Here is a 12,776-nt window from a genome sequence, read left to right as displayed (position 1 = left end):
CGCTTTCTGCCCAGGCTCCCTGCTCCGCTCCGCGAAGGGCGGGAGCTTGCGCCTGCGACGCTGAGGGCAGGGCTTCGCCCCCTGCCTGGGCTCCCTGCTCCGCTCCGCGAAGGACGGGAGCTTGCGCCTGCGGCGGTGTGGGCAGGGCTTCGCCCCCTGCCCGGGCTCCCTGCTACGCTCCGCGAAGGGCGGGAGCTTTACTTACGCAGACTGGCCAGCTCGTCTGCGGTTAGTTCGCGGTACCTGCCGATCGGAAGCTCTGGATCAAGCTGAAGGTCGCCCATGGCTACTCTTTTCAAATAAACCACTCGTTTGCCTACAGCCTGGAACATCCGTTTTACCTGATGAAATTTGCCCTCGTGAATAATGAGAGAGATCGAAGAGATCACTCCCTCCTCCGTCTCCTCATGATGAAGCAAGGTCAATTCGGCTGGCATGGCTTCATAACCGTCATCCAGCTGTATGCCCGCCTTGAAACGTTGAACATCCTCGTCATCCACTTTCCCCAATACACGGGCTTCGTATGTTTTGGGTACATGCTTGCGTGGAGATAACAGATCATGCGCAAGCGGACCGTCATTCGTCAGAATGAGCAATCCTTCTGTATCTTTATCGAGCCGCCCTACCGGGAACGGATCGAATACTCTGTCCTCTTTGCGTAGGAGATCCAGAACCGTTTTATCCCTAGCGTCTTCCGTTGCCGACACAACGCCCGGAGGTTTATGCAGCATCAAATAGATCGTTTCACGGTACACGATACGCTCTCCATCGGCTTCAATGACATTGCTCTCTGGATTCACCTGCATACCACTATCCTTCACAGCTTGGCCATCGACAAAAATTCTGCCCTGCTTTACCATTTTTTTGAGTTCACTTCGGGTACCTACACCCATGTGACTTAGTATTTTGTCAAGACGCTGTGTTTTCTTTCCTTTGTCACTCATACCGATGTCCACCTCCAGCCAGCCGGATACTCATTTTTCAGCACGCCATCCAGCCATTTGCCCCAACCAAGAGCATACCCATCGACGCATACCAGCGCATAACCTTTGGCAGCTACCCCAGCCTTAGACTCCACGCGCGCTTCTTCGATATTCAGCGTTTCACCCTTCAGATACCTTACCGCTTCTCCACTTGCAGAAGCTAGGTTTATAACCCTTTTCGCCTCAGAACGGTTCAACGCACAAGCCAGTGGATGAGACGGGACAAACCTTCCGTTTTTTACGGTACCCATAAACCATCCGGGCCGGATCACTTTGAGACCTTCCAGAAGCGATGCACCAACAGACGATTGATATACACGGTCCCCGTAAAATACTGTTTCCCCAGGGAGTTCGAGATCCAGATGCTCCTCTATAAATTGTTGATACACAGCCCCCGGGTCAATGTTCACGTGATCGGTTCCTCGACCTTTTCCACGATTGGACTTACGCGCATCACGCTCGTTATTCCTTCCCGCTTTCCCCTCATTTTTGCCACCTCGAGCTGGTCTTTCATTCCGTTCTCTCGATTCAGTTCTCATCAATCGTTCGCGTTTTCGGTCCGCTTTGCTGAGCGGCTGAGTTACAGCAATCCCTTGATCCTCGGGGACCTTGGATACAGTCTCCTTCTCATCCTCAACGCCGCTGATCCCCTCTGCAGTAGACTCAGGACGATGCTGCAAAACAGCTACATAATGCCCTTCGCCTTCCAACAAGTGAGGCCATAATCTCGCTGTACCACGTGTTTGATCCAGTACAGCACCTGTTTTTTCTGCCGTTTCAGGCAGCATCTGGCGTACCCAATCCGGTCTTCCCGGAGCAAAACCGGCTGTTCCCGGAATATCATGAACAGTGAAGTCTGGATTGAGATTCAGAAATTCGGCGATCATGGCTTCATTTTCCTCCGGCGCAAACGTACACGTGGAATATACGATCGTTCCTCCCGGAGCGAGCAGCTTCGCAGCTGTCTCCAGAATATCTCGCTGCATTAGCACACACTTCTCTACCGAATGATGCTCCCATGACTTCACCATGTCTTCATCTTTTCGGAACATTCCCTCTCCTGAACAAGGAGCATCAATTAGTACCTTATCAAAATAATGCGGAAATGCACCGGCAATCCGTTCCGGAGACTCATTCAGGACAACAGCATTTCGCACACCGTACAACTCTACGTTTTTGGCAAGTGCTTTGGTCCGTTCGGAATGAATATCATTGGTCACCAGCACACCCTTACCCTGCAGCTTTGCTGCGATCTGGGTAGATTTGCCGCCGGGTGCTGCACACAAATCCAGTACATGATCCCCTGGCTGAACGTCAAGCAGCTCCACCGGAGCCATCGCGCTTGGTTCCTGAATGTAATATAGACCTGCATGATAGTACGGATGTAAGCCTGGTTTCACGCCATGCGGCACATAAAAGCCCGTCCCGCACCACGGAATGGGCCGCAAATCAAATGGAGCCACTTCACCAAATTGCTCCATGGATATTTTTAACGTATTCACTCGAAGTCCCGCATGCGGAGACTGTTCATATGATTTCATAAATTGTTCAAACTCGTCTCCGAGCAAGCTTTTCATGCGCTCGGCGAAGATTGAAGGTAGCTGTACAGCCATATTCACTCATCCTGTCCTGTTAAAATGCATATTGTTCTATGTTATCATATCCTGGTGCAGCTTTCCTATTGATTCGCTGCATATTCCACTACAGCGTGTAATGTTGTATAATGACAAGTAGGTTGATTCTCGTGCAAAAAACGGGTGTTTATGTATATTATCCCAACCTTTATTTTTGCCAAAACTATATTTTGATATGATCGATGGGGGATGTCCAATGAAATCGAAGAAAAAGAAGAGTGCCTCAATCCTGATTTTCCTGGGTATATTCGTGGTCCTAATTGCAGCGCTTGTCGTAGTAAACCAACAATCCAAGAAACAAATGGACGCTGTGGAGAATGCTTATGGTATTGCAGCTTCCAAGCTTAACCCAGCTACACGCGAATTGCTCGATGATCCTAACTACCAACAGATTATTCTGCCGGATGCTCTCAAATCCAAGATTGATAATAAGGAAAGCTTTTTCGTTTATTTCTTTGCCTCCGATTGCTCACATTGCCGGGCAACGACACCACAGTTGATGCCGCTGGTAGACGAAGTAGGTATTGAGCTGCCACAATTCAATTTGCGTGAGTTCGATTCCGGCTGGACAGATTATAATATCGAATTTACACCTACGCTGGTTTATTATCAAGATGGCGTAGAGAAGGATCGCATGGTTGGCGGACTTCAGGAGAATGGTAGTGACAACGGTTATACGCTGGATGACTACAGACAATTTTTTGACAAGTACAAAGGCAGCTCAGCTGCTTCGGCAAGCTAAGAAGTAATCGTTGACTACAAATCAACATCTCACTTCAAGTGGTGCATGTGGACAGGCTCTTCCATATTTACTCTGAGCTTCATAGCCAATAAACGCAGACCAAAAAATCACCCCGGCCGATCCTTTTCCAAGGTTCAGCCGGGGTGATTTATGTTATATCCGATATGCATCATGCCATCTATACTAATTCTGATTTTCACCAAAATTGTTCGCCTGCTGCATTGCTTTCATTTTCTCTTCATAGATGCGTCCCCGCGTCGGGCTGCGACGCTGCGGAATGTTGGGTTTCAGTTCCTTAGATCGTTCTTGAAATGCATTAGTCAGTGTCTCATCCCAGATCCGTATGGTCAGATCCTTATATGGAAAATGCTGCGATTCAGGACCCGCTAGTCCGCTGACCAGTCCCTTCACTTCCTCGACCAATTCTCCAAGCTCAATCCCTTTTGTACGTTCAGGATAATGCTCCAGCAGATCAACCGAACTCTGTAACATCATCCGCCCTCCACGAAGATTGCTGTTTCTGAAATGATATAAGCCAACTGCAATCTGCAGCAAGCCTTTATAAAAAGGATCCCGATCTAGTTCCAGCCACAACTCTTCCAAAACCTCATGGCATTCGAAGTAGTCCTGATCACGGTTAAAATAGATCAAATAATCAATATACAGCGGCTCATAGCTGCTCATCGGGATTTTCGCCCTTCCTAGCCGAATTCAGAAGAGCCTTCACATCATCCAATAAATCTTTAAGTGCTTCCATGTCATGACGCTCCCAGCAGTCGTTAAAGCGCTTCTGAGCCTCAATGGCCTCATTGACGAGATGGTAGAAATACAACTGATGTATGATGGACAGTGTCTTGGAGACGATGTTTGAATCATCTTCAAACTCCTTCTGCGCTTCGAGGATCTGCAGCCGAATGGCTGACATCTCATTATCCAATACAAAAGCGGCTTCTGCCGTTTTCTTCAGCCTTGCCCGCATATCATCCGGCAGACTTTCCCGATATTTATAGCTCAGCGAGTGCTCAATCGTAGCCCAGAAGTTCATGGCCAGCGTCCGGATTTGGATCTCGGCCAGCACTTTCTTCTGTCCCAGAGCCGTCTGAACAGGATATTCAATAATCATATGGAAACTGCGATAACCGCTCTCTTTGAAGTTCGTAATATAATCTTTCTCAATCAATACCGTTAAATCCTTGCGTGCGCGGATGTACTCCGCCACTCTTCGAATATCATCCACAAATTGACACATAATACGAATTCCTGCAATATCCTCAATTCCCGTCTCTACCTGATCTAGTGGCACATTCAGACGTCTGGATTTCTCCAAAATGCTGGATATTTTTTTGACACGACCGGTAACGAATTCAATCGGGGCGTATTCTTCCCGTTTCTTCAGTTCCGCTCGCATTGTCTTGAATTTGACTTTCAATTCCTCTACCGCTTGTTCATAAGGAAGTAAAAATGTACCCCAGTCTCTACCGTCCATGCTTATGCCTCCTGTCTCTATAGCGTCCCCTGTTCTAGTCTATTATACATGATGTTCAGCGGGGGGAAGAGTCCCGTACGCAATCCTCTTCCAAGCTTCTATATTTTCGCTCCGGGGAACTTCTTATCCTTTATGTTCTTATCTGTGCTCTGCACCAACAGCTTCGGAGATATGACGATAACCGTCTTTGCGCAATAGCTCACGCAATCCGGCATGGATACGCCGATTCACCTCAGGTCCTTCATAGATCAGAGCTGTGTATATTTCCACCAGACTTGCACCGGCTTTAATTTTTTCGTATGCGTCTTCGCTTGTAAAAATACCTCCGGAACCGATAATCGGAAGTTTCCCTTCGGTTTGACGATAGATGCGCCGAATTACCTCCGTGGAACGATCCCGCAGCGGTTTACCGCTGAGTCCACCGGTTTCCTTGGCATGCTGATGGGATAGACCCTCCCGGTTAACCGTCGTGTTAGTGGCAATGATGCCGGCAACACCGCTATCCGCGATCGTGCTGACCATATATTCAAGCTCCTGGTCGTTGACATCCGGTGCGATTTTGACCAGAACCGATTTGACCGACCCGCCTGCTTTTGTGCGTTGTGCTTCCATTTCACTCATCACGGCTGCAAGCAGTTCCTTCAATTCATTCCCATGTTGCAGGTTACGCAGATCCGGTGTATTTGGTGAACTGATATTCACGACGAACAAATCCGCATAAGCATACAGCGCCCGAATACATTTTTCATAATCCAGGTGTGCTTCTTCATTAGGTGTAGCTTTGTTTTTGCCGATGTTGACTGCAACGGGAATACGACGCTCCTTCAGACGTGCCAATTCACCTGCCATTGCTTCCGCCCCAAGGTTGTTGAACCCCATCCGGTTCACCAAAGCTTCATCTGGAGGCAGACGGAACAGACGTGGCTGATCATTGCCAGGCTGCGCGAGCGGTGTTACGGTGCCGACTTCCATGAACCCGAATCCAATGGATGAGAAACCCGTTACGGCCTGTCCATTTTTGTCCAGACCTGCTGCAAGGCCCACTGGGGTGGGAAAATGACAGCCGAACATGTCGACAGCCAGATCTTCCGTTTCACGCACGCCATACATCACCCGCAAGCCGGAAGGCACCGGGCGAATACTGCCCATGCCGCTAAGGCCGCCAATAATTAGATGATGGGCCTGTTCAGGGTCCATTTTGAACAACAAGGGTTTAGCAAGACTTCTATATAACAAATCACTCACTCCGTTCTCGTCCGGTACGCCGTAAATATGCTTTCCCGTCTTTTTCATATGTAAAAAAACACTCTACACACAAGTCTATCCGTTTCTTCATCAAAAGGAAAGTAGTTTGCGCATAGACATCCTCATTTTAGCCAAGTCTGCAAACCACTTTAAACCTTATGGAAGAAATAATCCCGCATACTGGAAATGACGAGGTGAATTCTTTACAATGGGAGCATGGCAACGATACACCAGTACCAATGAACGAAGGAGGGACAGCCCATGGCTCCCAAACGTAAACCGCCTGCTTTGCAGCAAAAGAAAGAAGAAGTCAATCGGAAAGCCATTGCTTGGACAGCGGCCAGCGTCATCGGATTGATCATTATTATCGGCGCACTCATCATTATCGCCAATATGTAAACGGTCAAACCGACTGCCAGTCCAGTACATAATGCTTTAGCTGGAGTACACGCCATCGTAACAGATTACAGGAATCGATTAGTTCAGCCAATGATACGTCTTGTTTGGATTGTTCTGTTTGGGAACAAGCGTATGCTGATAGCGATCCTTCGATTCCGGTACAAGGATGGTCTTTGGCAGAAGATTCGTTCCAATGCGTACCGGGGTGCCCTGAGGTGCGAGTGCAAACAGTTCCTCCACATCCCCAGTACTCATTCTCACACATCCAAGGGACTCATCCAGCCCAATACTGTCAGGCTCGTTGGTCCCGTGGATGGCATAATTTGTATCCGACAGCTGCATGCCTCTTGTACCAAATTCTCCATCAGAGCGACCATTTGGATTCACGACTTTGTCCGTAATGACAAAACTGCCTTCTGGTGTTCGCCCTCCCCCTAACCCGACCTCATAATTGCGAATAATGGTATTACCGCTAATCAACGCAAGTCTGTGGTTGCTTTTATCGACTACGATCTCCAATGGATCTTGTAAAAAGAGTTCCCCTCCAAGCGTATCTGCAAATGGACCACCCGCTTGCAGAGCAGGTGATTGCCCAGCTTGTTCCTGACCGGCTTGTTGACCTGCCTCTTCCTTTCTTTGCTTCTGCATCGCAAGTATTGCAGGAAACATGTCTTTCATGCCCGGTGCTGTCTCACCCAAAATGTTGTTTGGAAAAGGCTGCGCAAGCTGACTTACGTTTTTGGGCCAGGTTTTGTTTTGCTTATAGTATGTATGGATTGCACTGGACAACGAAGCCGCTGATTCTTGTTTGGCTGTCCACACTTGTGCAAGCTGCTTGATGTCTTTTGAAACCTCGGGCGGTTCGCAGTTGCACTGGTCGGCATCGTAACTTTGGGCTGTTAATCTGCCGCTGCTATTTGTTTGCACAATATATTTTACCGGCATATTCCGTTTCCATAACGCCCATTCGTCAGAAGTCTGCATGCCCAGAACAGCCGATGTCTCCACCTTAGGTCCCGCACCCGACCATGCAGCAGCGAGCGCAGTTTCTCCCTGCTGGTTCCCTCCGAATCTCGCAGCTGTAAAAACATTCGAATTGGTGATAGGAGCCGAAGCAGCTTCATGATCATCAGAGATTGGGCCATCCGCCCAATCATCATCCCCGGTTTCCAAAGCCGATGCCAACGCTTCAGCTGCATCACGATTGAATCCTGGAGCATCTGCAGGCGGTACCAGAGCAAGCACAAGCAGCATCAGCAGGGTCAGCCACATTTTGCGAATGCGCTGTTTCCTCTCCTTCTGTTCTCCCATCTCCACCAGCTTGTTTTGATAATCCACCCATATGTCTGCAGGAGCCTTACTCCGTTCAAATGCTTCGTAAACTTCGCCCGCTTGCTGAAAACAATAGTTGGCCTTGCCTTCCTGACCTTCACGCACATACTCCTTACCGAGCAAATACCAGGCCATTTTATTATCAGGATGTTTCTTAACATATGTTCTTAGGTGAGTATTCTGCATCCGATCCTCCGCTTGATTCCGCTTTTTCCGTTACTATCTTTTATATCGGCATAGGACGGAATGAAATCCATAGGACTTGAGTACCCGGATGGAACGCAAAGCATTCGACAAAATATCACAACCCTTCAACTATAGAACCCGCACCAACATGAATTTCTACGCACTAAAAAAGCACGTCCCACTGCCCTAAGACAGAGGAATGTGCTTCTTCCTGGTTATATGGTGTATGATTAGCCTTCTTTGTTGAAAGGTTCATCCGCTACTTTGATGGAATCCGTTGGGCAGCCATCACAGGCATCTTGCATATCGTCGAACAGGTCGTCCGGGATAGCCTTGATTCCTTGGTTAGCATCGCCATCAAAAATCACTTCTGCCAAGCCCTCATCATCATAGTCATAAATGTCAGGTGCCGTTGCTCCGCAAGCACCACATGCAATACATGTGTCTTTTTCAACCCAAGTGTACTTACTCATTACAATCTCTCCTCCTAAAATTCGAAACGTACAGTGTTTTTATCTAGAAAACATATTAAACCAAAGTAGAAGTAATTTCAAATTATTTTGACAACATCAAGAGTATATTATGCCCTATTTAATCAAGACTTTGCAAGTTATCTTTTTGCAAAGACGTGCCCCTCACCTTGTGATTACGGAGCAAAACGGAAGGGTCATCCCCCAGCATGCCCGCTGTTACAACAGCATTCTCTCCAAATTTGTCACGCAGCTGGTCCATAATGCGAATCAGATTCTCCTTTTTCGGCTTCTGTTCGTATTCAAACAGATCCAGCTGTACAGCTGATTCCTCACGTGGAATCAAATTCTGAAGGGTAACTCCCAGCATGCGTACAGGCTTCCCACTACTCCAGTGCTTGGCAAATAAAGCGCAGGCTTCCCGGTAGATTACCGTTGCATCCTCCGTAGGAACTTCCATCATCCGTGAACGGGTGATGGTTTTCATATCCGGTGTTCGGATTGTAATCTGAATCCCCTGACTCAGCATCTCGTGCTTGCGCAAACGCCTGGCCACTTGGTCACTAATGTTGAGCAGTACACGGTGTACGTCCTCCATCTCGGTAATGTCCGCTGGTAGCGTCGTGGTATGCCCAATGGATTTGTTCGCTTCCCGCTCTGCCTGAACGGTAGAATGATTGATGCCATTGGCTGAATTCTTCAGCCAGGTACCGTTAACTCCGAATACATCCGTCAGCATCCGCTCATCCGATTTTGCAAGCTGTCCTATGGTTTCAATGCCAAGCTTTTTCAGTTTTTCAGCCGTCTTTTTGCCAATACCGAACAACTCATTGCAGGGTCTATGCCAGAGAATCTGAGGTACATCCCTCATTCGCAAGATGGAAATGCCGTTAGGTTTCTTCAGATCGGAAGCCATCTTTGCCAGCAATTTGTTGGGTGCAATGCCGATGGAACATGGAAGTCCCAGTTCTTCCCGAATTCGTTGCTGGATGCTAACCGCAATTTCCATGGGTGTACCGAACTGTTTAGAGCCTGTGATATCCAGATAACATTCATCTATTGAGGTTGCCTCCAGCAGTGGTGTATAACTGTAGGCTATTTTCATAAATGCTCTTGAATATTGACGATATAGATGAAAATCAGGACGAATTACGATTAATTCCGGACATTTTTTCAACGCCTGATGGACGACCATGCCTGTCGAGATGCCTTTTCTTCGAGCCGTATATGAACACGTTACGATAACGCCTTTTCTTACTTCACTGCTGCCAGCTACAGCTGTTGCTTTACCTCTGTATAGTTCCGGCTCTTCGGCTTCATGCACCGAGCAATAAAATGCGTTCATGTCGACATGCAAAATGACCCTTCCGGCGGCAGGATAATATCGATCCACATTCGTGTGACGGGTTTCATCCCCAGACATGTACCTCCGCCCTTTCGTACTCTAGTTAATGAAGCTTAAATATCTATTCACCCTATTATATCAAGTTCGTTATGTAAAATCAGTTACGTTTGTTATTTTCCTATTTTCGAGTAGACCGGAGGATTGATCGAATAATTAGCCACCCTACACTCACCAAAAGAATTAAAAAAATCAAGGCAATAACCGTATTCTCCCATACAAAATGCATTCATGTCCCTCCTCTTTTCCATATATCCCATTTACCAGTTAAACTTCAATATAACATACATTTAGATATCAATCACTTATCCGATCATCGAGAAACAAAAATTTGTTACACGAAACTGCGATTTCTGTGTAGCATTTGGCCATAATGGTGCTATAATAATTAATTATACAAATTCGCGACTTTAGGACAAATCAACGCATGGAGTTTAACACAGTGTAGCGTTGCAGAACCGAAGGATTCACGTGCTAACTTATTTGACACTTTTCCAACGCAACATTCAACTTTTTAAAAAGCGCTTTATCTCAAAGGAGGATCTTCATGTCAAAGGCCATTTCCATCTTCGATACGACTTTACGTGACGGCACACAAGGGGAGGGTGTCAGTTTATCGGCAGATGACAAGCTTAAAATTGCCAAGAAACTCGACGACCTAGGTGCTCATTATATTGAAGGCGGAATTCCCGGCAGCAACACCAAGGACATTGAGTTTTTCAAAAGAGTGAAAGAATTAAATCTCAATGCCAAGGTCGTTGCTTTTGGCAGTACACGTCGCAAAGGAAGCATCGCCAGCGAAGACGCCAATTTGAAACGGATGATCGAATCCGGTGCACAAGCAGCAACATTGGTCGGTAAATCGTGGGATTTCCACGTCCATACCGCCTTGCAAACCACTATAGAAGAGAATCTATCCATGATCTATGATTCCATTGCTTATTTGAAGCAAAATGGAATGGAAGTTATTTTCGATGCCGAGCACTTCTTCGACGGATTCAAGCATAACCCGGAGTATGCTCAAGCTGTGTTAACGAAAGCTCATGAAGCTGGTGCAGACTGGCTCGTGATGTGTGATACCAACGGCGGAACCATGCCGCATGAAGTATACGAGATTGTATCCAGACTCTCTGGAAGTCTCCCTCATGCTCATCTCGGAATCCATACACATAATGACTGTGAATTGGCTGTTGCCAATACGCTTAGTGCTGTACAAGCTGGTGCCAGACAGGTTCAAGGCACGATGAACGGTTATGGAGAACGTTGCGGCAATGCCAATCTGGCTTCCATTATTCCGAACCTACAGCTCAAGCTTGGATATGAATGCGTGTCCGAAGATTCGATGAGACAGCTCACAAACGTAGCCCGCTATGTTAGCGAGATTGCCAATGTGAATATGCCGATCAACCAGCCTTATGTTGGTAATGCGGCCTTCGCTCATAAGGGCGGCATTCACGTCTCTGCTATCCTGCGTGATTCCCGTACTTACGAACATATCGTACCTGAACTTGTCGGGAACAAACAGCGTGTACTCGTTTCCGAGTTGGCTGGGCAGAGCAACATCGTCTCCAAGGCACAGGAACTTGGACTGGAGTTCGATCCAAGCAGCGCCAATTCACGCCAGATCATTGAAAAAATCAAAGATTTGGAGCATCAAGGTTATCAGTTTGAAGGTGCAGACGCTTCCCTTGAGCTGCTCATTCGCGAAGCAAACGGAGATATGAAGGAACTGTTCACATTCGAATCCTTCAAAATGCTCGTGGAAAAAGCAGCCGACAAGTCCGTTGTCTCCGAAGCATTCGTTAAGCTCAATGTCGCTGGAACAAGCGTTTATACCGCTGCGGAGGGCAATGGTCCGGTCAATGCTCTCGATAACGCTCTTCGGAAAGCACTTGTCCAATATTTCCCTTCGCTTGCTAACATGCATCTCTCTGACTATAAAGTTCGTGTACTTGATGAGAAGGATGCCACGGCAGCCAAAGTACGTGTATTAATTGAATCGAAAAATACAGAGAATACATGGAATACGGTCGGCGTTTCCGAAAACGTCATTGAAGCTAGCTGGGAAGCCCTTGTTCACAGTTTCCGTTATGCCCTGCTTCAGGAAAAGTTACAGGACGAGCCGAATGTTGTTCACACAGCCATGCATGGATTAAGCAACCATTAACGCTTATTTCCCGGAAAATAAACGAAGCGCCTGCCTCCAAAATCACTGGGGACAGGCGCTTTTTATACGATTCACTAGTTGATGACTTTCTTGATTTTACGCTCCAATTCCTTCTCAGGCAAAATGCCGAGTATGACTTCTTGAATAACTCCATTCTTGTCAATCAGCACATTTGTGGGAAAAGCCACACCGTTATATTTTGCATAGGCTTCCCCATCTTCATCAAGCAAAATAGGGAACGTCAGTTTGTATTCCTCCACAAAAGCTTTCGCATCTTTCAGCTTATCGTAAGGGGTTACATTGACTCCATACATATCCATTTCATCTTTATATTTAGCTGCTAAGGTATTAAGCGCTGGCGCTTCCTCCTTGCAGGGTTCACACCAGGAAGCCCAGAAGCTGACAAATACAGCCTTTTCCTTTGCTCCTCCTGCGGTATATGTTTTTCCATCCATGCCTTTAAGAGTGAACCCCGGGGCCAGCAATCCCGCTCTCGGTCCTGTTTCGGTTGGAAGCGGCTCTTCTTGTTTAAACACGGCAGCGATTCCGTTATCTGCATTTTGAGCCAGTGCAACCCCAATGAGCAATACAACACCAAGCAGTATGTATATGTTTCGTTTCATGGCTAGCCACCTTCTCGTAGAATCAGCATCTCGGGTATAACTTTATTACCGTCACTCATTGCAAGTGGTCCTAATCACTTGATACGCTTGCACGTGGTGATGTCACT

The 12,776-nt window shown here is 47.2% G+C and carries 12 protein-coding genes; 3 read left to right on the top strand and 9 right to left on the bottom strand.

Annotated elements, in window-relative coordinates:
- Positions 1-197: 197 nt before the first annotated feature.
- Together AC3WQ3_RS19635 and AC3WQ3_RS19630 are read right to left on the bottom strand one after the other, a co-directional pair.
- A complete protein-coding gene (locus AC3WQ3_RS19635) occupies positions 198-944 on the bottom strand; it encodes a pseudouridine synthase (protein ID WP_492473224.1) in 747 nt (248 codons plus the stop codon).
- A complete protein-coding gene (locus AC3WQ3_RS19630) occupies positions 941-2,596 on the bottom strand; it encodes an RsmB/NOP family class I SAM-dependent RNA methyltransferase (RefSeq protein ID WP_492473223.1) in 1,656 nt (551 codons plus the stop codon). The genes AC3WQ3_RS19635 and AC3WQ3_RS19630 overlap by 4 nt, the downstream gene beginning before the upstream one ends.
- Before the next feature lie 217 nt (positions 2,597-2,813).
- Between AC3WQ3_RS19630 and AC3WQ3_RS19625 the strand changes: the two genes are divergently transcribed.
- The gene (locus AC3WQ3_RS19625; RefSeq protein WP_336779510.1) at positions 2,814-3,359 is read left to right on the top strand and encodes a thioredoxin family protein; all 546 of its coding nucleotides are present in this window, start codon (positions 2,814-2,816) and stop codon (positions 3,357-3,359) included.
- Between the two features lie 183 nt (positions 3,360-3,542).
- Here the strand turns inward: AC3WQ3_RS19625 and AC3WQ3_RS19620 are convergent, their stop codons facing one another.
- The 3 genes from AC3WQ3_RS19620 to AC3WQ3_RS19610 all read right to left on the bottom strand — a co-directional run bounded on the left by AC3WQ3_RS19620 (position 3,543) and on the right by AC3WQ3_RS19610 (position 6,081).
- The gene (locus tag AC3WQ3_RS19620; RefSeq protein WP_336779509.1) at positions 3,543-4,043 is read right to left on the bottom strand and encodes a DUF309 domain-containing protein; all 501 of its coding nucleotides are present in this window, start codon (positions 4,041-4,043) and stop codon (positions 3,543-3,545) included.
- Entirely contained in the window at positions 4,030-4,845 is an 816-nt protein-coding gene (gene yjbM / locus AC3WQ3_RS19615) for a GTP diphosphokinase (RefSeq protein ID WP_095288001.1), read from the bottom strand. Before yjbM ends, AC3WQ3_RS19620 begins: the two co-directional genes overlap by 14 nt.
- A gap of 138 nt (positions 4,846-4,983) precedes the next feature.
- Positions 4,984-6,081, bottom strand: coding sequence for a quinone-dependent dihydroorotate dehydrogenase (locus AC3WQ3_RS19610; protein ID WP_336780214.1), 1,098 nt, complete (start codon positions 6,079-6,081; stop codon positions 4,984-4,986).
- Positions 6,082-6,351: 270 nt separating this feature from the next.
- Here AC3WQ3_RS19610 and AC3WQ3_RS19605 point away from each other — a divergent pair, with 270 nt between their 5' ends.
- Entirely contained in the window at positions 6,352-6,489 is a 138-nt protein-coding gene (locus tag AC3WQ3_RS19605) for a hypothetical protein (RefSeq protein WP_164764163.1), read from the top strand.
- Between the two features lie 78 nt (positions 6,490-6,567).
- Here AC3WQ3_RS19605 and AC3WQ3_RS19600 read toward each other — a convergent pair whose 3' ends face one another.
- The 3 genes from AC3WQ3_RS19600 to AC3WQ3_RS19590 form a co-directional block, all read right to left on the bottom strand.
- Positions 6,568-8,007 (bottom strand): L,D-transpeptidase family protein, encoded by a 1,440-nt coding sequence (locus AC3WQ3_RS19600; RefSeq protein ID WP_492473222.1) that lies wholly within the window; start codon positions 8,005-8,007, stop codon positions 6,568-6,570.
- Between the two features lie 230 nt (positions 8,008-8,237).
- On the bottom strand, positions 8,238-8,480 hold the full coding sequence (locus AC3WQ3_RS19595; RefSeq protein ID WP_062322102.1) for a ferredoxin: 243 nt from the start codon (positions 8,478-8,480) through the stop codon (positions 8,238-8,240).
- A 118-nt stretch (positions 8,481-8,598) separates the two neighbouring features.
- Positions 8,599-9,900: a DNA polymerase IV gene (locus AC3WQ3_RS19590; RefSeq protein WP_492473221.1), complete on the bottom strand. Its 1,302-nt coding sequence runs from the start codon at positions 9,898-9,900 to the stop codon at positions 8,599-8,601.
- Positions 9,901-10,426: 526 nt separating this feature from the next.
- Here AC3WQ3_RS19590 and cimA point away from each other — a divergent pair.
- A complete protein-coding gene (gene cimA / locus AC3WQ3_RS19585) occupies positions 10,427-12,046 on the top strand; it encodes a citramalate synthase (RefSeq protein WP_492473220.1) in 1,620 nt (539 codons plus the stop codon).
- 74 nt (positions 12,047-12,120) lie between these two features.
- Here the strand turns inward: cimA and AC3WQ3_RS19580 are convergent, their stop codons facing one another.
- A complete protein-coding gene (locus AC3WQ3_RS19580; RefSeq protein WP_492473219.1) occupies positions 12,121-12,669 on the bottom strand; it encodes a TlpA family protein disulfide reductase in 549 nt (182 codons plus the stop codon).
- Positions 12,670-12,776: the final 107 nt, after the last annotated feature.

The sequence above is a fragment of the Paenibacillus sp. FW104-T2 genome (assembly GCF_058789975.1).
Note: the sequence above shows the minus strand (reverse complement) of the source record. Positions and strands in the feature narration are given on the sequence as shown.